General features: G+C 29.7%; 23 protein-coding genes and 1 tRNA gene. 5 read left to right on the top strand and 19 right to left on the bottom strand.

Annotated elements, in window-relative coordinates:
• Positions 1–2 precede the first annotated feature (2 nt).
• From GRQ01_RS05125 to secA, 3 genes are all read right to left on the bottom strand, one after another.
• A tRNA-Lys gene (locus tag GRQ01_RS05125) sits at positions 3–78 on the bottom strand.
• Between the two features lie 145 nt (positions 79–223).
• Entirely contained in the window at positions 224–1,429 is a 1,206-nt protein-coding gene (locus GRQ01_RS05120; protein ID WP_158334740.1) for an ABC transporter permease, read from the bottom strand.
• Positions 1,426–4,014 carry a preprotein translocase subunit SecA gene (gene secA, locus GRQ01_RS05115; protein WP_158334738.1) on the bottom strand — a complete coding sequence of 863 codons (2,589 nt, stop codon included), beginning with the start codon at positions 4,012–4,014 and terminating at the stop codon, positions 1,426–1,428. Before secA ends, GRQ01_RS05120 begins: the two co-directional genes overlap by 4 nt.
• A 98-nt stretch (positions 4,015–4,112) precedes the next feature.
• Between secA and lolA the strand changes: the two genes are divergently transcribed.
• The gene (lolA, locus tag GRQ01_RS05110) at positions 4,113–4,622 is read left to right on the top strand and encodes a LolA-like outer membrane lipoprotein chaperone (protein ID WP_158334737.1); all 510 of its coding nucleotides are present in this window, start codon (positions 4,113–4,115) and stop codon (positions 4,620–4,622) included.
• A gap of 11 nt (positions 4,623–4,633) precedes the next feature.
• Here lolA and GRQ01_RS05105 read toward each other — a convergent pair whose 3' ends face one another.
• Both GRQ01_RS05105 and GRQ01_RS05100 read right to left on the bottom strand, forming a co-directional pair.
• Positions 4,634–5,314: a hypothetical protein gene (locus GRQ01_RS05105; protein WP_158334736.1), complete on the bottom strand. Its 681-nt coding sequence runs from the start codon at positions 5,312–5,314 to the stop codon at positions 4,634–4,636.
• A gap of 23 nt (positions 5,315–5,337) precedes the next feature.
• Positions 5,338–6,669: an ATP-dependent DNA helicase gene (locus tag GRQ01_RS05100; RefSeq protein ID WP_158334735.1), complete on the bottom strand. Its 1,332-nt coding sequence runs from the start codon at positions 6,667–6,669 to the stop codon at positions 5,338–5,340.
• Positions 6,670–6,718: 49 nt separating this feature from the next.
• Here GRQ01_RS05100 and GRQ01_RS05095 point away from each other — a divergent pair, with 49 nt between their 5' ends.
• Positions 6,719–8,077 carry an SH3 domain-containing C40 family peptidase gene (locus GRQ01_RS05095; protein WP_158334734.1) on the top strand — a complete coding sequence of 453 codons (1,359 nt, stop codon included), beginning with the start codon at positions 6,719–6,721 and terminating at the stop codon, positions 8,075–8,077.
• Here GRQ01_RS05095 and GRQ01_RS05090 read toward each other — a convergent pair.
• From GRQ01_RS05090 to rpmH, 13 genes are all read right to left on the bottom strand, one after another.
• Entirely contained in the window at positions 8,074–8,946 is an 873-nt protein-coding gene (locus GRQ01_RS05090) for an N-carbamoylputrescine amidohydrolase (protein WP_158334733.1), read from the bottom strand. The genes GRQ01_RS05095 and GRQ01_RS05090 overlap by 4 nt on opposite strands.
• Complete coding sequence (locus GRQ01_RS05085; protein WP_158334732.1) at positions 8,943–9,830, bottom strand: cation diffusion facilitator family transporter; 888 nt, start codon at positions 9,828–9,830, stop codon at positions 8,943–8,945. Before GRQ01_RS05085 ends, GRQ01_RS05090 begins: the two co-directional genes overlap by 4 nt.
• Complete coding sequence (locus tag GRQ01_RS05080; RefSeq protein ID WP_158334731.1) at positions 9,827–10,804, bottom strand: agmatine deiminase family protein; 978 nt, start codon at positions 10,802–10,804, stop codon at positions 9,827–9,829. The genes GRQ01_RS05085 and GRQ01_RS05080 overlap by 4 nt, the downstream gene beginning before the upstream one ends.
• Positions 10,805–10,885: 81 nt before the next feature.
• Positions 10,886–11,323 (bottom strand): META domain-containing protein, encoded by a 438-nt coding sequence (locus GRQ01_RS05075; RefSeq protein ID WP_158334730.1) that lies wholly within the window; start codon positions 11,321–11,323, stop codon positions 10,886–10,888.
• Between the two features lie 170 nt (positions 11,324–11,493).
• On the bottom strand, positions 11,494–13,026 hold the full coding sequence (gene purH / locus GRQ01_RS05070) for a bifunctional phosphoribosylaminoimidazolecarboxamide formyltransferase/IMP cyclohydrolase (RefSeq protein WP_158334729.1): 1,533 nt from the start codon (positions 13,024–13,026) through the stop codon (positions 11,494–11,496).
• A 2-nt stretch (positions 13,027–13,028) separates the two neighbouring features.
• The gene (locus GRQ01_RS05065) at positions 13,029–13,787 is read right to left on the bottom strand and encodes a J domain-containing protein (protein WP_158334728.1); all 759 of its coding nucleotides are present in this window, start codon (positions 13,785–13,787) and stop codon (positions 13,029–13,031) included.
• Complete coding sequence (gene purL / locus GRQ01_RS05060) at positions 13,784–15,970, bottom strand: phosphoribosylformylglycinamidine synthase subunit PurL (RefSeq protein ID WP_158334727.1); 2,187 nt, start codon at positions 15,968–15,970, stop codon at positions 13,784–13,786. The genes GRQ01_RS05065 and purL overlap by 4 nt, the downstream gene beginning before the upstream one ends.
• A gap of 12 nt (positions 15,971–15,982) precedes the next feature.
• The gene (mnmE, locus tag GRQ01_RS05055) at positions 15,983–17,311 is read right to left on the bottom strand and encodes a tRNA uridine-5-carboxymethylaminomethyl(34) synthesis GTPase MnmE (protein WP_158334726.1); all 1,329 of its coding nucleotides are present in this window, start codon (positions 17,309–17,311) and stop codon (positions 15,983–15,985) included.
• Positions 17,304–18,122: a Jag N-terminal domain-containing protein gene (locus GRQ01_RS05050; protein ID WP_158334725.1), complete on the bottom strand. Its 819-nt coding sequence runs from the start codon at positions 18,120–18,122 to the stop codon at positions 17,304–17,306. Before GRQ01_RS05050 ends, mnmE begins: the two co-directional genes overlap by 8 nt.
• Positions 18,119–19,693: a membrane protein insertase YidC gene (gene yidC / locus GRQ01_RS05045; RefSeq protein ID WP_203121228.1), complete on the bottom strand. Its 1,575-nt coding sequence runs from the start codon at positions 19,691–19,693 to the stop codon at positions 18,119–18,121. Before yidC ends, GRQ01_RS05050 begins: the two co-directional genes overlap by 4 nt.
• The gene (gene yidD, locus GRQ01_RS05040; RefSeq protein ID WP_203121234.1) at positions 19,693–20,031 is read right to left on the bottom strand and encodes a membrane protein insertion efficiency factor YidD; all 339 of its coding nucleotides are present in this window, start codon (positions 20,029–20,031) and stop codon (positions 19,693–19,695) included. The genes yidC and yidD overlap by 1 nt, the downstream gene beginning before the upstream one ends.
• Positions 20,028–20,354, bottom strand: a complete 327-nt coding sequence (gene rnpA, locus GRQ01_RS05035) for a ribonuclease P protein component (RefSeq protein WP_203121226.1) — start codon at positions 20,352–20,354, stop codon at positions 20,028–20,030. The genes yidD and rnpA overlap by 4 nt, the downstream gene beginning before the upstream one ends.
• Complete coding sequence (rpmH, locus tag GRQ01_RS05030) at positions 20,351–20,485, bottom strand: 50S ribosomal protein L34 (protein ID WP_158334724.1); 135 nt, start codon at positions 20,483–20,485, stop codon at positions 20,351–20,353. Before rpmH ends, rnpA begins: the two co-directional genes overlap by 4 nt.
• A 132-nt stretch (positions 20,486–20,617) precedes the next feature.
• Here rpmH and GRQ01_RS05025 point away from each other — a divergent pair, with 132 nt between their 5' ends.
• From GRQ01_RS05025 to GRQ01_RS05015, 3 genes are read left to right on the top strand one after another with little or no spacing between them, the layout of a single operon-like run.
• Positions 20,618–21,100 carry a GNAT family N-acetyltransferase gene (locus tag GRQ01_RS05025; RefSeq protein ID WP_158334723.1) on the top strand — a complete coding sequence of 161 codons (483 nt, stop codon included), beginning with the start codon at positions 20,618–20,620 and terminating at the stop codon, positions 21,098–21,100.
• On the top strand, positions 21,094–21,702 hold the full coding sequence (locus tag GRQ01_RS05020) for a uracil-DNA glycosylase (RefSeq protein ID WP_193699222.1): 609 nt from the start codon (positions 21,094–21,096) through the stop codon (positions 21,700–21,702). Before GRQ01_RS05025 ends, GRQ01_RS05020 begins: the two co-directional genes overlap by 7 nt.
• Positions 21,699–22,889, top strand: coding sequence for a hypothetical protein (locus GRQ01_RS05015; RefSeq protein ID WP_193699221.1), 1,191 nt, complete (start codon positions 21,699–21,701; stop codon positions 22,887–22,889). The genes GRQ01_RS05020 and GRQ01_RS05015 overlap by 4 nt, the downstream gene beginning before the upstream one ends.
• On the opposite strand, the gene GRQ01_RS05010 is transcribed toward GRQ01_RS05015, so the two are convergent.
• Entirely contained in the window at positions 22,881–23,255 is a 375-nt protein-coding gene (locus GRQ01_RS05010; RefSeq protein WP_158334722.1) for a YbgC/FadM family acyl-CoA thioesterase, read from the bottom strand. The two genes, GRQ01_RS05015 and GRQ01_RS05010, sit on opposite strands and share 9 nt — an antisense overlap.
• Positions 23,256–23,341 lie beyond the last annotated feature (86 nt).

Below are 23,341 nucleotides of genomic sequence, written 5' to 3'. Positions count from 1 at the left end.
TATGGTGTCCCGTGTTGGATTCGAACCAACGGCCCCCTCCTTAAAAGGGAGATGCTCTACCAGCTGAGCTAACGAGACATTTTAAAAAATAAAAATGTGATTATGCCACAATTAGCTTTATTTGTCAAGATTGTTTAGAAAAATACAATATAAAAAGTTAATTTTCGTATCTTTATTGAATCATTTTAAAAAGGATCTAAAAAGTGAAAAACAGTTTAAGCATCTATTCATTTCTTAAAGTTTCTAAAACATCTATTTGTGTTGCTTTTTTTGCTGGATAAAAAGAAGATAAAGCTATTATTATTAAAGCACCAATAATAGTTAAAGAAAAATCTATTATAGACAAATCAAGAGGCAATTTGCTTGTACCATAAACATCACTAGGAAGGCTAATAATATCAAAATTACCCAATAACCATAAAGCTACAAAAGCAAGCACAATCCCTACTATCATACCGCTACTACCTATTAACATACCTAAGGCAAAAAAAGTCTTTTTTATTTCTGTTTTGCTAGCTCCTAAAGCAAGCAAAAGTGCGATTTCATTACGACGATTCATTACAATCATAAGCAAAGAACTGACTATATTTAAACTTGCTACTAAAATAATAAGCATTAAAACTATAAAAAGAGCACGTTTTTCAAGCTTTAAAGCCGAAAAAAAATTTTTATTTTGCTCCCACCAGCCTATTACTAAATAATCTTTTTGCAAATAAGATTGTAATTTTTGGGCATCTTTAAAAGCATCATTACTATAGACATGAACCCCATTGTAATTTGAATTTTGAGACATTCCAAGCACTTTTCTTAAAGCATCAACATCAGTATACATATAAACTTTATCATAAAAAGCAAGCCCTGAGGTAAAATATGCCTTAATATTAAAACGTTTGCTTTGAGGTATTAAAGAAAATCCATTAGGATTAAAATTTGAAAAGATCAAAGACAATTTATCATTTTTTCTAAAACCAAATTCATTAACAAGTTCACTTCCTATGAGAATATCAAATCCACTTAAATTTTCATCTTTTAAAGCCTTAGCAAACACTTCATTGATCTTTTTTTCATCATTAAAATGCACTCCAAAAAGCACACCACCTTCAAAACGATCCTCTGCTTTAACCACTACTTGAGTGCTAATATAAGGGCTAAAAAGTAAATCAGGAAATGTTTTTCTTAAATCTTTTACAAAATCATCATCAACTAAAGCATAGAATTTAGGTAAAACAGTAATAGGATAATTCATTATAAAAAAACGTTTTTCAAATTCCTTATCAAAACCATTCATAATAGCCATAGCTACAAGTAAAACACAAAGTCCCACGCAAACACCTAAAAAAGCTAAAAGCATGGAAAGATTGATAAAAGGCTGTTTTTTATCAAATCTTAAATATTTAAAAAGCAAATATTTTAAAATGCTTTTTTTCAAGCTAAAATACCTTGTTTAGGACCACTTTTTCCATGGCATTCTTTAAATTTTTTACCACTTCCACAAGGACAAGGGGCATTACGAGGAACTTTTTTAAATTCAGCTTCACCAAGTCTATCTTCATTAGATCCTAACTCTACAGAATTTTCAAACAATCTTTCATTTTCTTGATTGGCTTTATTTTCTAAATTTTGCACTTCTTCTTGGGTAAATTGTACACTAAAAAGAAGTTTAATGCTATCAAATTTAATACGATTTACAAGCTCTAAGAAAAGATTATAGCTTTCTTTTTTATATTCTACGAGGGGATCTTTTTGATTGTATCCGCGCAAACCTATTCCTGTTTTTAAAATATCCATTTGATACAAATGCTCACGCCAAGCATTGTCTAAAACCTGTAAATACAAAATACGCTCTATATTGCGCAATTGTTTTAAATCAAGCCTTGACATTTTATCATTATAAGAGTTTTCAAGAATTTGACTTAATTTATCTTGTATTTGGATAATGCTTAAATCTTTAAAATCATCTTCATTGATTTGAGTAGAACACTCATATAAAATTTTAGCTTGTAAATTTTCAAAATTAATATTGCTTGCATGTTCATCAGAAATATAATCACTCATTACATTTGCACTATATTCAGCTATATTTTGTGAAATTTTCGCTCTAATATCGTAATTTTCATCCAAAAGCTCATTGCGGTAACGATAAATGGTTTTTCTTTGTTCATTTGCCACATCATCATATTCTAATAAATGCTTCCTGCTTTCAAAATGCAAACTTTCAACCTTTTTTTGTGCATTTTCAACTGCTCTTGTAACAATTCTTGATTCTATGCTTTCGCCTTCTTGTATTCCTAAACGATCCATAATTGTTTTAATGCGTTCACCGCCAAAAATTCTTAAAAGATTGTCTTCTAAACTAAGATAAAAGCGACTCACACCCGGATCCCCTTGTCTACCCGCACGACCACGCAATTGATTATCAATGCGACGGCTTTCATGTCTTTCTGTACCTATGATATAAAGCCCACCTAAGGCTCTAATTTCATCATCGATTTTAATATCCACACCACGCCCTGCCATGTTTGTAGCAATAGTGACGGCTCCTTTTTTACCTGCATCTTGAATGATTAAAGCTTCTTGCTCATGATTTTTCGCATTTAAAACATGATGGGGAATTTTTTCTTTTACAAGCATATTATGAAACACTTCGCTCCGCTCTATACTCGCAGTCCCTACAAGCACAGGCTGTCCTTTGGCATTGGCTTTTTTTATTTCTTCAATAACAGCTTTAAATTTTTCATTTTGAGTTTTATAAATAAGATCATCTTTATCTTGTCTTTTAATAGGAATATTTGTAGGAATAGAAATAACATCTAAATTATAAATTTGAGAAAATTCTGTAGCTTCAGTTTGTGCTGTCCCTGTCATACCTGCTAATTTATTATACATTCTAAAATAATTTTGAAAAGTTATATCGGCTAAAGTTTGACTTTCTTCTTGGATTTTGACCCTTTCTTTAGCTTCTAAGGCTTGATGCAAACCTTCACTAAAACGCCGCCCTTCACTCAAACGCCCCGTAAATTCATCAACAATAACAACTTCATTAGCTCTTAAAACATAGTGCACATCTTTTTCAAAAAGATTATGCGCTTTTAAGGCCTGATCAAGCTGATGGGCTAAAATAGCATTGTCAAGACTGTATAAATTATCCACACCAAAAAGCCTTTCAGCTTTTGCAATACCTGCTTCTGTGATTAAAATACTACGATTTTTTTCATCTACTACAAAATCACCTTCAGGTTTTGCTGGTGGCAAGACTGCTTGGGCTTTTTGCATTTGTCTGGCTACTTCATCAGCCTTAATATATCCATCTAAGGTGCGATTTGTAGGACCACTAATGATAAGTGGGGTTCTTGCCTCATCAATTAAAATACTATCAACTTCATCAACAATAACAAAATTATGTTCTCTTTGGACTTTTTCAGCTTTTGAAAATTTCATATTATCGCGTAAATAATCAAAACCAAATTCATTATTAGTCCCATAAGTAATATCGCAATTATAAGCTTGCTTATGCTCTAAATCGCTATTTTGAGATGAAAGCACTACACCCACACTAAAACCTAAAAAATTATAAATAGCACTCATTTGCTCAGCATCTCTTTTAGCCAAATAATCATTCACTGTAACCACATGCACCCCTTTGCCACTCATAGCATTTAAAACAACAGGCAAAGTAGCAACAAGGGTCTTACCCTCTCCTGTTTTCATTTCTGCAATTTTACCATCATGCAAAACCATACCACCGATTAATTGCACATCAAAATGACGCATATTTAAGGTTCTTTTGCTTGTTTCTCTTACTATAGCAAAAACATCATTTAAAAGTTCGTTTTCGTTTTTTTCGCCCTTTATAATTTGCTCTTTAAAATTTGCAAAAGCGATTTTTAACTCCTCATCACTTAAATTTTGATATTTGCTTTCTAAAGCGTTAATTTGTGCTACACGCTTGAAATATTTTTTTACCTCTCGATCATTTTTTGTGCCAAATACGGCTTTTAAGGTATTTAAAAACATTTTTAAACCTTTTATAAATTTTTCAAGCTATCATTATAACGATTATTTAATTAAAATTAGCTAGAATGATATAAAAAATATAATTTTTAAGGGAATAAATGAAAAAAATATTTTTCATGCTTTTTATTTTTATAGCAAAGCTTTTAGCCTTAGATCTTGATTTTAATACATTTTCTAGTGATTTTACTCAGACTATAAAATCTAAAAACTCCATACTTTCTTACTCAGGACATTTTATATTTAACAAAAATCAAGCATATTGGAGTTATGATACACCTAGTAAAAAAGAAATTTACATCAACAAAAATCAAATCATTATCATAGAACATGATCTTGAACAAGTGATTTTCTCTCATCTTCAAAATCTTCCTAATCTTAATGAAATTTTTAAAAAAGCCAAATATCTAGATAAAGATAAACTCATAGCAAAATATGAAAATATAAACTATACAATCACATTATATCAAGATCAAATTCAAAGCATATCTTATGAAGATGAATTTCAAAATAAAGTCACTATCAAATTAAGCAAGCAAATTAAAAATCCGCCTATTAAAGCTAATATTTTTCAAGCAAAAATTCCACAAAATTACGACATCATCCGCTAAGTCTAATGATTTTAATCAAGCTCCAACTCATGGTTTATTGGAGATGACAATTCGGATTTGCTTATATTATTTTCTTCAAAAATTTGCAAGAGTTTAGCGATTAAGTCTTGTTTCATTTTCTCATCTAAATTAAAAGTCATTCTAGGTATATTTAAATTGTGCAAATTGATTTCTTCTTTATTGTTTTCATTTTCTTCATCAACATCTTTAAAAAGTTGATCTATTTGTTTAGATTCTTTCTCACTAGGAGAATGAGGAATTTGGGGCGATTTTAAATCTTTGAGTGCTTTAGTTTCATCATTTTTATTTTTTTCTTCAACCTCTGTGCTTTGTAAAAAACGTTTAAATTCCTCTAAATCAAACTTTTCTACTGTATTTAAAGATAAAATATAGATATCTTCTAATTTGATTTTATATTTTTTATCTAAGAATTTCTCTAAAATCTTTTTAAAATTATCTTTACCAAGTTCTGTAAAAATATCTTCATAAAAAAACCCCGAAATAACTGTATTTGTAGCATCGATAAGCTTGTTTTCTTCTAAGTCATTTCCAACAAATTCTAAAGAAATTTCAATCTTTTTAAGCACATTTGAACCGTTTTTAGAATAAAGATCTGTTCTTATTTTATCTATTTGAAGATTTTGAGCATTTAAAGCTAAAACCAAACAAACACTTAAAAATATTTTTTTCATTAAAATACCTTAAAATAAATGATTTATTCTTGTATTTGAAGATCTACAAAATCATGTCTTTTATAAAATTCAATCACACTAGAATCTATTTTTAAAATATTAGCAAAATAAAGTCTAAAATCAATCCTTTTTTGAGAATAAATTTTTAATGTATTAGGATTTATAGAACGTGAAAGGGCTACATAAAGCTGTCCGTTTTCAAAAATATGATCAATATCACAAACTAGTTTTTCTATACTCATACCTTGCGATTTATGTATAGTAATAGCATAGGCTAATTTTATAGGAAATTGAGTAACACTTGCAAGAGTTTTAATAAATAAATCCTTTCCTGATTGTTCTAATTCTTGCATAAAAAAAGTGTAAGGTTCAAGCAAAATTTCAATCCCATTGTTTTTCATAATATTAATATAAATTTTTCCTTCTTCATTAATAATATCTTGAACCACTCCTTGTTCTCCATTATAATAATTTTTATCCCAATTATTCACGCAAAAAATAATACGAGCACCTATTTTAAGATTTAATTCTTCTAAAATATTTAAGCTTTTAACCCAAAAAAGAAGTTCTTCATCTTTTACCTTATCTTCTTTTTTAATTTCAGCTTTTAAACATACAAGAGGAGTACAAAGACGATTTAATTTTTCTTTATTAATATAATTGACTTTTTTATTGATACCACAAAGTAAAATATAATCATCTTCTAAATTTTGTAATTGTTTGTAATCTACTTGCAAAGATTGGAAAAAATTTAAAATTGTTTCATCCAAAAAACCTTGTCTGATTAAAGATAAATTATTATAAAATTCTATATTTTGAGTCCTTTTAGATTGAGAAAGCATAAGGTTTTTAAAATTCAAATCCTTCCAAAAAAAGGATGAAAAAGCATAATAAGAATTGCTAAAAAGACTTTGTTTTTTCTTTTTAATCACAGGAGGTAATTGAAAAAAATCCCCAACCACTAAAATTTTCCCATTAAATTGAGAATTTTTAAGCCTAAAACCTAACATTTCAAAAACATTAGCACTCACCATAGAAATTTCATCTATGATAATGAGATCGGTTGTTTTTAAAACTTTCTTAAGTTTTGCTAATTTATCTTTTTGTTTTTGACTGCGATCAAGCACACTTAATTGCAAAGCATCTTCACAATAACCTAGGCAAAAAAAACTATGCAAAGTAATTCCACCTATATTAAACGCTGAAAGAGCACTAGAACCAAGAGCTACAACAGATTTTTTTTCTTTTCTATAAGATCGTATAAGTTCATTGGTTAAAAAACTTTTACCTACTCCAGCGCCACCGCTTAAAAAAACATTATTATATACTAAATTTTTTTTCAGTTTATCAAGCATTATATTTCCTTGGGTTTAATTATAACTATTATTTTCTAAAAGGTTAATTATGAAATTTTCTTTATATTTTAGTTTACTAGCATTGTTTTTAACGGCTTGTTCAACTCACAATCTAGACTCATCCTCTCATGAAATTCCAAAATTGCAGCAAGAAAACTCTCACTATGCAAAATTAGAATTTCAACAAAATGTAAGTATTTTGCCTCAACTTACTCAAAATATCAATTTTGATGCAAAACAATATAAAAAACGTTTTTTCAGCCCTTGGCATGATTCGTTCAAAAACCATAAAAAAGAAAATCTTTTTTGGTCTTTTCCTTTATATTTAAATTCACAAAATACCTATTATTTTTTTAATAAACAAATCATTCCTAAAGCTTGGTTTGAAAATACAATAGACAATGCAAACATTAAAGATTTAGGCAAATTAAATCAAAAAGCCTTAATCATTGAAAATACTATTTCTAAAAATCTTCCTACTCAAAGAGCTATTTTAAAAGATCCTTTTTTAGAAAACGAAGGCATTCCTTTTGATTATGCAAGCGACAGTGTTTTAAATATCGGCACTCCCGTTTTAATTTCACACTTTAGCAAAGACAAGCGCTATGCTTTCATATTAAGCGAAGCTGGAGTGGGTTTTGTAGAAAGCAAGGATTTAGAAATTTTTTCTGAGTATAGAAGCAAAATCTATGAAAATCTTAATTTCATCACTCCTTTAAAAGAAAAATTAGCTGTATTAAGCAATGATAATAATTTTTTCTTTGAAAGCAGAATTGGTGCTATTTATCCTTATTATAAAGAAGATAAAAATTATTTTTATGGAAAAATAGGCTCTAAAAAATATAAAATATCAAAAAACAACGCTACCAAATTCCCCTTACAATTTAACGATCAAAATTTAAAAAGCCAAATCTCTGAAATTCTTAATTTACCTTATGGTTGGGGTGGATATAATTTTGAAAGAGATTGTTCTTTGCTTACGCGCGATATTTTTTCAGCTTTTGGACTTTATTTACCAAGAAATTCAGCCGCACAAAAAAACTCTTTTGCACATTTTAATATAAGCACTTTAAATAATACGCAAAAAAAAGACTTTCTTTCTCGCTTTGGAAAAGCTTATTTAAGCTTGCTTTATCTGCCAGGACATATCATGCTTTATGCTGGAAAAATCGATCAAAACAATATAGTCATCCATGATATATGGGGTTTAAAAAAAGGCACCACACAAAGACTACTTATAAGCTCTAGCGCTATCACAAGCTTAGAAATAGGTAAAGAAGATATTTTAGAAGAAAATTTACTTTTATCAAGGGTTCAAGAAATAAGCTTTATCCGCTTAAGCGAACAAGAAAAAGAAAAAATAAGCAATTATCTTAAAAATATTCAAAACAAAAAAGATTTATCTTAATCGATAAATCTTTTTGTCAAATCTTTAAAATATTCTATACGCCTATCCCGTAAAAAAGGCCACCATTGACGCACTTTTTCGCTTCTTTGCTTATCTATTTTAACAATTTTAACACATTCATTTTCACTATCTAAAAGACAAAGTTCTTCACCTTGAGGTCCAAAAACAAAAGAATTCCCCCAAAATCTTATGCCCTCTTCTACCCCACTTGCATCTTTTTCAAAACCTACTCTATTAACAGCTACAACATGCAAACCATTAGCAATAGCATGTCCTTTTTGCACCCCAAGCCAAGCATTTAATTGTCTTTGTTTTTCTTCGGCTTCATCCTTATCAAACCATCCAATTGCTGTAGGATAAATAAGAATTTCAGCTCCTTTTAAAGCCATTATTCTTGCTGCTTCAGGGTACCACTGATCCCAACAAATTAGCACACCAAGTTTGCCCAAACTCGTATTTATAGGTTCAAAACCCAAATCCCCAGGGGTAAAATAAAATTTCTCATAAAAACAAGGATCATCAGGTATATGCATTTTACGATATTTTCCTGCTATCAGTCCATCTTTTTCAAAAACCACTGCTGTATTGTGATAAATCCCTGCACTCCGTTTTTCAAAAAGAGAACTTAATAATACCACACCATATTTTTTTGCCACGCTTGACCAAAATTGCACATCCTTTTCATAATCCTTTGCATAATCAAAAAAATCTACATTTTCACTTTGACAAAAATACTCACTTTGATGAAGTTCTCCCAGACAAATGAGTTCAGCACCTTGTTCAACAGCTTGTTGTATTAATTGGCATGTTTTTTTTATAGTTTTTTCTTTATTAATGTGGAATTTTTGTTGTATTAAAGCAATTTTCATTGTCTTTGCCTTTCTTGCTCTTCATCATCATAAGGATCTAAATGAATTTGTATTTCCCATTTTTCATCATGAAACATTTTACGAATACCATTTTCTATATCATCTGAAATTTTATGGGCATTTAAAAGCGAAATTATAGGGCAAAAAACCAAATGCACGCTTAAATAATTGCAATTTGGAGTTTTACGAGTTTTTAAATCATGATAAGAAATAACTTCATGATTGCTAGCAATTAAAGCACAAATTCTATCCACTTGATCTTTAGACAAAGCTTGATCCATTAAAAAAGCCAAAGCTTTTTTAATGATTTTAAAAGCAGAAAATGCTGTATAAAGGCTAATAACTATACCAAAAATCGCATCAATGATATGTAAATTTGTAAAATATATCAAAATCAAAGATCCCAAAGTGCAAGCATTACTCAAACAATCTGTTTTATAATGCAAGGCATCGCTTTGTATGATCAAGCTTTGAGTTTTTTTAGCTACATGATTTAAAAAAAGCACAAGAAAAAAAGTTACCAAAAGTGCAAAAATCATCACATAAATACTTAAATTTAAATCTTTAATTTCTTCTTTATTATAAATTTTTAAAATACTTTCATAAAAAATAAAAACTCCAACTCCTACAATAAAAACACCCTCTAATAAACCCATCAAAGCTTCAATTTTAGAAAAGCCAAAATTATAATTCTCATTAGCCTTTTGAGAACTTTTTTTAAGTGCTAAAAAATTAAAAGCAGAAATAGCAAAATCCATCAAAGAATCTATAGCACTTGAAAGCACCGCGACAGAACCACTTGCTAAACCTACCATAAATTTAATTAAAGCTAAAACAATAGCACACAAACTAGCTATAAGCGTTGCTTTTTTTTGCAAACTCATCTTAAACCCTTAAAACGATTTTGGCAAGAACAATGCAAAGATCCATTTTGACGCAAAAACACCCTTGCATCTACTCCTATAAGCTTATAATCTGGCAAGGCCTTAGCAAGCCTTTTAAGGACAATGGCATCATTTTCATCCTTATAAAAAGGCACAATTAAAGCCCCATTGACAAAAACAAAATTAGCATAAGTAGCTCCAAGCCTTCGCTTTTGATAATACAAAGGCTTAGGCAAAGGAAGTTCTAATAATTCAAACCCAGTCTTTTCAAGCTCTTCTTTCATTTTTTGTAAGGGTAAATAATGCTCATCTTGTTCTTCTTCACAAATACAATGGGCTATGGTATTTTTATTAATAAACCTTGCTAAAGTATCAATGTGATGATCAGTATCATCGCCTCTTATAAAACCATTTTCTAGCCAAATGATTTGCCTTAAACCAAAAATTTCTTTTAATTTTTTATCAATTTGACTTTTACTTAAATGAGAATTTCTATTTTTATTTAAAAGACAATGTGAACTTGTAAGCATAACACCATCACCATTAAAATCAATACTACCGCCTTCTAAAACCAAATCAATCTTTTTAAGTTTTTCATGGAATTTTTCCTTAAAAAGTTTAGAATTCACAGCATTATCAAGTTCACTTTGGAATTTATTACCCCAAGCATTAAAAGTAAAATCAAGTGCTTGCAAACGACCATTTTCTAAGACATCTATAGCACCAAAATCACGTATCCAAGTATCGTTTGTGTCGCATTTAAAAAATTCAACATTATAAAAGTCTTTAAAAATTTCGAAATCGCTTTCATGAGGAGCTATAAGCAAGATCTTTTGGAAAGGGCTAACCGCTTTTATAAATTCTTTATAACTACACAAAATTTCATCTAAATACAGATTCCAATCACTTTTTGCATGAGGCAAAGCAAGGATTAAATACTCTTGCTCACTCCACTCAGGAATTGATTTTATCATTTAAATTCCTTTTTTGATAAAAATTGCATCTTTTTTAGAATTTAATCCAATTTAAAATCTTTGTCTTAATTTTCTAACTTTTTATTGGAAAAAGATTTTCATCTCATCATTACTTAAGACAAGCTTACCGTTTTCATCAGAAATTTGAAAAGTCCCTTTAAAATTCGAAAGAAAAGAATTTTCAAAATCCATCACATCTAAAGGATGACAAAGCATTTGAGTTGAAGCTACACGATCACCTTCAATTTGCAAAATATCACCACTATTTTGATAAGAACCAAAAAAACGATTGCATCCTGCATAACCATAAAATTTATTATTTTCAAAGGTAATATTTGGACTTTCTTCTGCGTTTTTAGGATCATAAGTTTTACCATTTACTATGATTTTTTCTATTTTAAAAAGGTGATTTTGCGTAAGTTCTTTATCTGACTTAGAATTTAGGATCAAAGAAGTAGAGCTATTAGAACAAGCGGCTAAAAAAACTGCACTTAAAGCTATTTGAAACATTTTTTTCATTGCATTCCTTTAAATTAAAAGTTAATGAATTTTGTTTTTAAGATTATGACACACTAGTTTTAACTCATTTACAAGTTTAATTAGAATTTTAAAAATTCTTCATTTTTTATTTTTTAAATTAATTTACAAATCATTCTTTTAAAAAACTTACAAAATACCTCTTTTTATAATTAATGTAAAAAATGCCTCACACCTGTAAAATAAAGTGCCATACCATACTCATTTGCAGCTTTTATAACTTCATCATCTCTTATACTGCCTCCTGGTTGTATTATAGCTTTTACCCCTACTTTGCTAGCCTCATCTATACTATCTCTAAATGGAAAAAACGCCTCGCTTGCTAAAACACAATCTTGTAAATCAAGTCCCATTGCTTTAGCCTTAGTAATAGCTGCTTTAGCCGCATCAATTCTGCTTGTCATACCCATGCCAATAGCAAGCATAGCACCATTTTTTACATAAACTACATTATTTGATTTGGTAAATGCAGCAATTTTCATAGCAATTTGAAGATCTTTTAACTCTTGCTTGCTTGCTTGCCTTTGCGACATTAATTTAGCATTTTTAATTTCTTCTTCATCAAGCTCATCACTATTTTGATACACAAAACCCCCATCAATATGCTTAAAATCATATTTATCAAAACTACGCATTAAATAAGGGTTTTCTTGAGTGAAAATTTTAATCCTTTTTTTATTTTCAAATACTTTTAAGGCTTGAGGATCGACATTAGCAGCTAAGATGACTTCCATATAGTTTTCATTGATCTTTTGTGCTAAAGCTTCATCAAGAGTACCATTTATAGCAAGCACACCTCCATAAGCACTAATGCTATCACATTTTAAAGCATCAATATAACTTTGTATTAAATTTTCTTTTATAGCAAAACCACAAGGATTTGCATGCTTAATTATAGCAACTGCAGGATCTTTACCAAAACTACTTGCCAAATTCAAAGCCGCATTAATATCAATAAGATTATTAAAACTAACTTCACCCTTAAGAACTTTAAAATTTGTACTAAAAAAAGCATCAAATTCATATAAAGCCCCTTTTTGATGTGGGTTTTCTCCGTATTTAGTATCGCATACTTTTTGCCCTACTATAAACTTACTCTTACCAAAACCTAAATGAAAGCATTCATTCATATAATTTGCTATATAAGCATCATAATTTGCTGTATGTTCATAAGCTTTTATCATCAAATTCAAGCGAAATTTCTCATTATTTTCGCCTTTTTTCAAAACACTAACAACTTCTTTATAATCAAGAGGATCACAAATAACTATAACATCTTTATAGTTTTTAGCTGCACTTCTTATCATGGCAGGTCCACCTATATCGATATTTTCAATGATTTCATCAAAGTTATCACTCATAATAGTGGTTTTTTTAAATGGATATAAATTCACACAAACTAAATCAATGCTTAAAATTTCATTTTCTTTTGCTTGTTTTACATGATTTTGATTAAATCTTTGGTATAAAATCCCACCATGAATTTTAGGATGCAAGGTTTTAACTCGTCCTTGAAAAAGCTCTGGGTTTTGGGTAAAATCACTCACTTCAATGGCTTTTATTCCCTCATCTTTTAAAAGCTTGAAAGTACCTCCTGTTGAAAGTATTTCAAAACCTAATTTTTCAAGCTCTTTAGCAAATTCTGCTATGCCTTCTTTATCGCTTACACTCAATAATGCTCTCATTTTTACCTCTCTAAATGTTTTTTAATTTTTTCATAAGCTTCATTAATTTTTTGGAATTTTTGCACACCTTTTTTAAGCTCTTCTTCACTAACATTATTAGCATTTAAAATATCAGGATGGTATTTTTTAGCTAAAAACCTATATTGCTTTTTCACAGTATTTAAATCAGCATCGTTTTGAAGTTCTAAAATTCTATAAGCCTCATCTAAAGTAAGTTCTTTTTGTGTACTTTTTAAATTAGAAAGATTAAGAATAAAAGCATCTAAATCGCTTTTTGCTATGTCAAAAGCCCTTGCAATTTGCTCTAAAATTTCACGCTTTTTAGCATTAAAATCTACATCAATCAAAGCCATAAATACAAGCACGCGTAAGACATTAAAACGCTCATTTTTAGGCAAAGGAACTTCTTTTAAAAAGTCTTTAGCAACATAAAAAGCATTGCTTAGATCTTCTTTATGTTCATTAAAACTCGCCTTTAAAAAAGCCCTTTCTTTGTCATCTTTAGCATTAGCATCTAAAAGATCTTTTATCATATTAGCTTCATTTTGACTTACCCTACCATCACTTTTTGCAATCTTTGCTAAAAGTGCAATGACATAATAATTCATACGCCTTTTAAACTCATCCATCCTCTCTTCTAAAACCCCACGTGCAAAAGCCTTAGCTCCACTTCTAGCTGATTTAAAGAGATCTTGTTTTGCCCAGGTTTTGTAATACCAATAAAAGGCTAAAATTGCAAGTATAATTAAAATTACAGTCATTGAATTTGTTCTTTAAAACTATTAAAATAAAGCCTATCAAGCTCATCTTTATCCAAACTAATATTATCAAGTTTAAATTGCTGTTTATTGGTAGTAAAACCTAATTTATAAGCCTTTACTCCAAATTCTTCAATCAAACTCAAAAATTCTTGTTCTTTTGTTTTATCAAGTGCTACTATGGCACGACTTGAACTCTCATCAAAAATCATTTTTTCATCTTTAAAACCGCTTTTTATATCCACACCCATTTGAGAAATGGCACACATTTTAGCTAAGGTTATAGCAATACCACCTATACCTACACTATTAGCACATTCAAGCAAAGCTTTTTCATTAGCATTATAAAGCAAATTCCAAAGTGCAAGCTCGGCTTTATAATCTAATTCCTTAAGAGTGCCTCCAAGCTTTCTATCCTGTATTTTCATAGCCAAAGAAGCCCCAAATTCTCCAAAACTCTCGCCCAAAAGATAAATATTTAAATTTTCTTTTTCAAAACTTGCTTTTAAAGTTTTATTTGCATCCTCTAATACACCCACATTAACTATAGTTGGACTTGGATGAATACTTACTCCCTCAGTTTCATTATAAAAAGAAACATTGCCACTAACCACAGGTGTATTTAATTCTTTACAAGCTTGCTTTATACCCTCACAAGCCTGGCTAAATTGCCACATCACTTCAGGATTTTGCGGATTGCCATAATTTAAACAATCGCTTATTGCTAAGGGTTTAGCCCCACTACAAGCAACCTTCCTACCTGCAGCTGCAACAGCTAAAGCCGCACCGATTTTAGGATCTATATAATTAAAACGAGAATTACATTCTATAGCCATTGCCACACTCGCACCATTTTCTTTGATGCGAATCACACTTGCACCTAAGCTTCCATCTGCTTTAATCGTATTAGTTTGTACACTAGAATCAAATTGATCATAAATAAAAGCCTTATTATTTACATTTTCATTTTTTAACATCTGCACGAAAAGATCTTGTGCATTTAATTTCAACTCAAAACTATAATCTTTAATTTCATCTAGATATTTTGGTTTGTTTAAAGGACGGCTTAAAACAGGTGCTTTCTCACTTAAAGGTTCAATAGGAATAAGCCCTACAAGCTCACCATGCCAAAATAATTCCATTTGGCCTGTATTGGTAACTTCACCTATGACTACAGCATCTAAATCCCATTTTTTAAAAATTTCTATAACTTTATCTTCATAGCCTTTTTTAGCACAAATTAACATTCTTTCTTGAGATTCGCTAAGCATTAATTCATAAGGCGTCATACCACTTTCACGCATAGGGGTTTTATCTAAAAAAAGCTTCATACCACTGCCACTTCTACCTGCCATTTCAAAAGAACTCGAACTAAGCCCAGCCGCACCCATGTCTTGGATACCTATAATATAATCTGTTTTAAAAAGCTCTAAACAAGCTTCCATTAAAAGTTTTTCGCTGAAAGGATCACCTATTTGCACCGTAGGTCTTAAAGTTTTACTTGCTTGATTAAAACTATCACTTGCCATAACAGCACCGCCTAAACCATCACGACCTGTTTTTGACCCTACATAAATAACAGGATTTCCTACACCTTGTGCCTTAGCATAAAAAATATCTTCACTCTTACAAACCCCTAAAGCAAAGGCATTGACTAAAATATTACCATTAAAACATTCATCAAAAGCACATTCTCCACCAACAGTAGGCACCCCCATACAATTTCCATAATGAGAAATTCCACTCACAACCCCTTTAACAAGGTATTTTTGATAATGACCGCATTTTTTATCATAAATATCCCCAAATTTTAAAGAATTAAGTCCTGCAACCACTCTAGCACCCATAGTAAAAACATCGCGTAAAATCCCACCTACACCGGTGGCCGCACCTGCAAAAGGTTCAATAAAACTAGGATGATTATGGCTTTCTACTTTAAAAACAGCTGCCATACCCTTACCTATATCAATAACCCCTGCATTTTCACCTGGTCCTTGGATTACCCAAGGGGCTTTAGTGGGAAAATCTTTAAGATATTTTTTACTGGATTTATAAGAACAATGCTCACTCCACATAGCAGAAATCACACCAAGTTCAAGCAAATTAGGCTCACGTCCTAAAATTTTTAAAATCTGTGCGTATTCTTCTTCACTAAGTTTGTGTGATTTTATCGTTTCTTTATCCATAATTTCATCCTTTCATTTTCCTAAGCAAAAATTACTAAACATTTCGTCTAAAATTTCATTTCTTTGAAAATCTTTAGTAAATCTTGCAAGCTCCTTTATCGCTAAATTCAATTCAAAAGCAAATAATTCTAAAGAATTTTCTCTTAAAAGTTCTTTTGATCTTAAAATAGCTTCACTTGCTATCTTACAAGCATTAAGAAGATCTAAAGAACTCACCATAATACCCTCACTATCAAAAGAATCAAGATAAGCCTGCAATTGCTTTTTTAACAAAGCAATATCACCACAAGCACTTAAATTAATAAAATCTTTTTTTTGAGTATTTTCAAAAACATTTTCTAAATCATTTTTATTTAAAATCCAAAAGATCTTTTTATCGCTTTTTTCTAATAAATCAAAGATTTTTTCATCTTCTTCATCTTCTTTTCTTGAAGCGTCAAAAACAGCTAAAATAAGATCTGCATCTTCTAAACTTTTTTTACTTAACTCAACGCCTCTTTGTTCTATAATATCCTTACTTTCTCTTATACCAGCAGTATCAACAATGCGTAATAAATGCGTACCAAGTTTAAAACTCTCTTCTATAGTATCGCGTGTAGTACCTGCAATATCTGAAACAATAGCCCTTTCATAGGAAAGCAAAGCATTTAAAAGAGAAGATTTTCCCACATTTGGTTTGCCTACAATAGCAATTTTAAAACCTTCAATCAAACCTTTCTTGCTTTGAGACAGGGTGTAAATTTCTTTTAAAATTTTGGAATTTTCCTCACACATAGTATGAATTTGATTTAATAAATCAATAGGCAAATCATCCTCTGCATAATCAATGCTTGTTTCAACAAAGGCTAAAGTTTTTACCAAATCTTTGCGGATTTTTTCTAAAAGCTTTCCTAAGCTTCCTTGCATATTGCGAGCAATAATTTTTGCAGCAAGTGCGGATTTTGAAAGTATAAGATCTTGTATACTTAAAGCTTTTAAAGGAGTCATTTTTCCATTTAAACAGGCTCTTTTGCTAAATTCTCCTGCTAAAGCAAGTCTTGCACCCAAATAAACAAGCTCTTCAAGTAAAATTTCACTCACACTAAAACCGCCATGTGTTTGAAACTCTACTATATCTTCACCTGTGAAACTAAAAGGGGCCTTAAAATAAATCACAATGGCTTCATCTATAATTTCATTTTTTTGATTAAAAAGTTTTGCAAAGGTAGCTTGACGAGGAATGAGGCATTTTTTTTTAATCAATTTTAAAGCAAACTTTAAGGCTTGTTCTCCACTTAACCTTACAATAGAAATCGAACCCACGCCATGTGCTGTAGCAACAGCTGCTATAGTATCACTCATCTTTTTTCAAAAAATCATTGATCACAACAAATCTTTGATCATTGTTTTGCTTAATACCTACATATTTGTCTGGAAATTCAAGTCTTAATTGCTCTAAAGCAATTTTGATCAAAACCCCATCTAAAGGCTTGGTTTGTCCACGTCCGGTGATTTTTATTTTTTTAATCACGCTTTGTAAATAAAACTGCATGCTTTGAATTTGATTTTCTAAAAATTGTGCGATTTCAAGACGCACTAAAAGATTATATTTTAAATTGATCCAATTGTGCAAAAGATACGAGATTGCTTTATAACGATGAGCTTCTTTACCTATCATTAAAGCAGCATCTTCTCCATCTAAATGGATAAAAACACATTCTTGATTGTACATTTTAAGCTCTTTAAGCTCGATTTTAAATTGCGAACTTTCTAAAAGTTTTACAAGCTGGATGCGGATTTGTTCTAAGATCTGTTGAGTATCGCGTAATTGTTCGCTAGCACGATGAAAACTATCAAAAATTGCATCATTTTTAATCTCATATTTTTCTTTTTGAATAGAAAAATTTTCATTTTTTATTTCGATTTTATCATTTTGATTATTTTCTAATTGATCGATTTTATTATTTTTAAAAGCCATAAAATCCTTTTTAGGATTTTTTTTCAAAATTCTTTTTTTCATTGTAGCTTCTATAATAGCTTTTCTCCTACCAAACCCTAAAAAACCTTTCCTTGGATGTTGTATGATTTCATATTCTAAATCCATCACAGAACATTCTAAATTCCTTGAAGCTTCAGTTAAAGCACTTTGAAGATCCATGGCTTCAATTTTCATTTTTTTACTCCATTTGTTTTTTTGTGATGCTCTTTAGCAAACATTTTATTAATCACCCATTGTTGCACCAAAGAACAAAGATTATTTATAAACCAATAAAGCGTAAGCCCTGCAGGGAAAGTAATAAAGAAAAAAGTAAAAATAACTGGTAAAAATTTCATAATTTTAGCTTGCATAGGATCTTGTATTGTCATAGGCGTAATAAGCTGTTGTACAAACATAGTTACGCCCATTAAAATCGGTAAAATAAAATAAGGATCCATTATAGATAAATCATGTATCCAAAATGCCCAAGGTGCCGCTTTTAATTCAATAGCATTGAGTAAAACCCGATAAATTGCAAAAAATATAGGAATTTGCAAAAGTATAGGCAAGCAGCCACTCATAGGATTAGCACCGTGTTTTTTATAAAGCTCCATCATATGCATATTCATTTTTTGAGGCTCACCCTTATAGCGTTCTTTAATTTCTTTCATTTTTGGTGCAAGATCTTTAAGCTTATTCATAGAAATCATTGATTTATAAGTCAATGGAAAAAGAATAATACGTACAATCAAAGTCATCACTACTATAGCCCAACCCCAATTTCCTATATACTGATGTAAAAAATTCAAAAACTCAAACATAGGCTTAGCAATGAAAGTAAACCAGCCATACTCTACAACAGCTTCAAGACGCGGATCTATAACCCTTAAAATCACATGCTCCTTAGAACCTATATAAGCACCGGCATGAAATTCATTTGTACTTGAAACAAAAGCTAAAGGATTTTCTTTCTCATCCTTGCTTATGATAGCATTTAAAGGCTTTTCAAAGTTATAAAAAAAAGTCGTATAATATCTATCAAAAGCTGAAACCAACAAAGCATTTTTAATGTTTTCATCTTTATCAACTTTTTCATCTTCATAAGTATGGATACTCTCTTTATTATCCATAACTAAAGCACCATGTACAGTATAGCTATCTATTGCAATATCAGGACGATAACCTGGGCTAATGAAATAATGCGCATCTTTACTTAGCTTAATCTTTATTTCATAATTGCCTTGAGGATAAAAAACAAGGGTTTTTTCTACGACTAATTGCGATAATCTTTGGGTTAGATGAAGAGTTTGGCTTGTATTATCATCAACAAATAATTCTTTTTTATCAGCTTGATAAGCTGTATTGAAAGCTTCTTGATTAAGAGTAAAATCACTAAAACGTAATTCTAAAGGATATAAAGAACTTTGCTTAGGAATAAGATTAATAAATTCCCCATTTTCATTTTGATATTTTTTATCTTTAAGATAAAAATTTACAATACGACCTAAAGAGTCAATTTCGGCTTGAAAATGCTTGCTTTTAACATTTGCTATGATATTTTTTGTTGCAATGCTTGTAGTGCTAATATCTGCTGTAGCATTAGGAGCTAAATTAAGAGATTTAGAACTATTTTGCGTAATGTTTTGCTCAATTTTAATAGGATTTTTAGGTATGAAAAAATAATCATACACAACAAAAAATAAAAAAGAAATCACAACCGCTAAAAGTATACGCTTTTGCTGAAAAATATTATTTGCTTGATTCACTAATTTGTCCTTTTAAAGATAATTTTTACAAGATAAAAACTTTTATTTTTATAAGGTATATATAAAAAACAAAGTTGTTTTTGTGCTAAAAACATAGGTTTAAAACATAAATTTTTAAAATGAAATTTTTTATAAACCTTAGGATAGTCAAATCCACCTTTAAAAAAGGGGTTGCATCTTAAAATTCTAAAAAAAGCAAAAAGAAAAGCTAGAAAAAAATTCTTTTTTTGAAATTGCCAAAAAGCATATTCAGAACAACTAGGATAATATCTGCAAACAGGGGGTTTTAAAGGACTTAAAAATTTCTGATAAAAACGGAGTATTTTTAGGCATATTATTTGAAACATTCTAGTTTTTTCAATCCCCATTTTAGACTTTTTTCCAATCTGGAAAAAGAAAGCTCAGTGATTTCATTTTTAGCTACAAAAATATATTTACCATTTTGAAGATATTTTTCGAATTTAGCAAATAAAGATCTTAATACTCGCTTTGAACGATTTCTAACCACTGCTTTTCCAACTTTTTTACTAGCAACAACTGCTATTTTTTTTTCATAACTACTAAGATAAAAAATGACTGCTCCCTCGCAATGCCATTTTTTACCTATTTTATATACAGAAGAAAATTCCTCATTTGTACTTAATTTATCAAGATTTTTCACACAGCGAGTCTTTTTCTACCTTTAAAACGTCTTGCATTGATTATCTTACGACCATTTTTAGTTCTCATGCGAACGCGAAAACCATGGGTGCGCTTTCTTGGAGTGCCGTGTGGCTGATAAGTTCTTTTCATTTGATTTTTCCTTAAAAAATTATAAAATAGTCTTATATTCTATCTTAATCTTACTTATAAATTGCTTTTAATTAAGAGTAATTTTTAAATTCTTGTGATAAATTTTTAGAATTATTTTTTAAAAGGCTAAAAATGTCAGAATTTAAAATTATTAGCATTAAACAAGAAGATTTAGATATTTTACAAGAAATGATAATAGAATTTGCAAAATATGAGCACATGCTAGATTTTCTTCAATGCACTAAAGAAAAGCTAGAACAATCGCTTTTAAAAAACCAATTTGCACGTGCTTTTTTGCTAAAAGAAGATGATAAAACTATAGGCTATATGATTTATTTTTATACTTTTTCTTCCTTTTGGGGAAGTGGAGGCATTTATCTTGAAGATATTTATATACGAGAAGCTTTTCGTAAAAAAGGTTATGGAAAAATGGTATTTAAATTCCTAGCACAGCTTTGCAAAAAAGAAAATCTAAAAAGACTGGATTGGGTTTGTTTAAATGATAATATTATAGGAATTGAATTTTACCAAAGTCTAAAAGCTGAACATCTTAAACAATGGAGAAGCTACCGTCTAAGTGGGGAAAATCTAGAAAAATTGTGCGATTTATGCTAAGAAGTCTTTATTATCTTAAAGCTATGGGGTTTGATTTTGTTGATACGCAAACAAATCATTACGAACAAATCCAAACTTTTGAAGAATTAAAAAAAAATATTCAAGCTTGCACCCTGTGCCAATTATCTAAAACAAGAAAATTTGCCCTTATGGAAGCTAAAATGAAAAATGTAAAATTATTAATTCTTGATGCTTATGGACAAAAAAGTGAAAACGAAAGCGGGGTCTTGCTTAACTCCAAAAAAGGCGAAAGATTAAAACATTATATACACGAAATTTTAGGACTTTGTAATGAGGATTTTTATTTTTCTTATCTTTTTAAGTGTTTTTGCAATGGAAAATTCGATGATTTTTCGCTACAATCTTGCTTGCCCTTTTTTTGGAATGAGTTAAAGCTGGTCCGACCTTCTTTAGTACTTTGCTTAGGAGAAGATGCTTTTAAAGGCTTAGGATTTAGAGACTTTGATGTTTTAAGAGGTGAAATCTTTGCGTATAAAAATTTTTTCATCATGCCAAATTATGGATTAGATTTCATAGAAAAAAACCCAAGTTATGAACAACAATTCATGCAAGATTTAAAAAAAATTAAAGGATTTTTATGAAAAAAATAATTTTAAGCTTTTTCTTATCTTGTTGCTTGCTTTTTGCAAAAGAACAAAAATTAATCAATACCCAAGCTATGGAAAATTTTTATCCTAAACTCAACACTCAAGAATGCAATACTAACTGCCTTTTTGAACTTTTAGAATCAAAACTATATCTTAGTTTTTTAAGCGAATTTGTAGATCAAAATAATCAATTTTTATCTAATGTTTATGCTAAATTATTAAATTCCATTACAGATTTTGAACAAAATGTACAAAAAATCACTTCTGTCAAACTTGCAATCATCATCCCAGAAAAAACCATAAAAAGCTATTCAAGTACTATAATAAACTCAAGCATTGCCTATCTTTTAAGACAAAGGGCTGAGATTAAAGTAAAAGTTTTTCTAATAGGCACAGAAGATAGCATCTCCATCCAATCAGCCCTTGATCAAGCACAAACTCAAGAGTATCAATATGCTATAGCCGGATTTACCCTCAAAGGTAGCAATGAATTAAAAAATTATTCTGGAAACATGAAAATCTTTATCCCAACTATCCATAAAAATAACACTCAAATCTCAAATAAAAATATTATCTTTGGAAGCATAGATTATGATGCTCAAATTGCAGCACTTTTGGAAAAATCAAACAACAATATCGCAATATTTAGCGATGCTTCTGCACTATCTAGCAATCTAAACTCAAGAATACTTGCTCAAAATAACCATGCTAGAATCTATACTATAGAAGGAGAAAAACTTGATTTTAACAAATTGCTAAAATCTCAAGGAGGAGTTAATAACGCTTCTATATTTTTCAATACTCCTTTGATCAAAACAGCTTTAGCAAGCTCTCAATTAAGAATTTATAATATTGAACCTTATATACTTTTATCGACTCAAATCAATTATAATCCTACCTTTTTAAGCCTTACTCAGCAAGGCGATAGAGAAAATTTCATCATTGCTAATTCAATTTATAATCATGATGATAATTTAATTTATCTTAATGAAATTTTTAATCAAAGCATAGATTATAACTGGATTGCTTATGCAACTAGTATTGGAGTGGATTATTTTTACACTGAGTTTTTAAACAAAAAAAGCGAGAGTTTATTTGATGAAACAATCCAAAATTCTCAAGTAAATTATAAAGTACGCCTCATGCAAGGATCTCAAGCTAGTTTTGAAGAATTAAAATAATTCTTCAAATAGCTTTTTTAAATGCGTATGCATTCTGCTAACTTTATTGTTTTTAATATAAGCAAGAGTTAATTTCATTCTAAAAAGTAAAATTTCATCCTTATAAATTGTCTGTAAAATTTCTAAGAATGTATGTTTAATTTCTAAAATTTTAGTTTTAACTTCTATAATATCGCCTAATTTTGCAGGCTTTATGAAATTACAATCAGCTTTTGTAAGCAAAAAATGGCCTTTAAAAGCATCAAAAACATCTGCTTTTTTAGCAAACAAAATTTCACTTCTTGCCCTTTCACAAAATTTTAAATAATTACTATGATACACCACCCCACCCGCATCTGTGTCTTCATAATAAATGCGTATTTTCATTATCAAAAATCCTTAAATTTCATAGCTTTAATCTATATAATCATTATATACCAAATAAAAATATACTTTAGATTATACAATACTCT

The sequence above is a fragment of the Campylobacter bilis genome (assembly GCF_016806695.1).
GTDB classification, from domain to species: domain Bacteria; phylum Campylobacterota; class Campylobacteria; order Campylobacterales; family Campylobacteraceae; genus Campylobacter_D; species Campylobacter_D bilis.
Note: the sequence above shows the minus strand (reverse complement) of the source record. Positions and strands in the feature narration are given on the sequence as shown.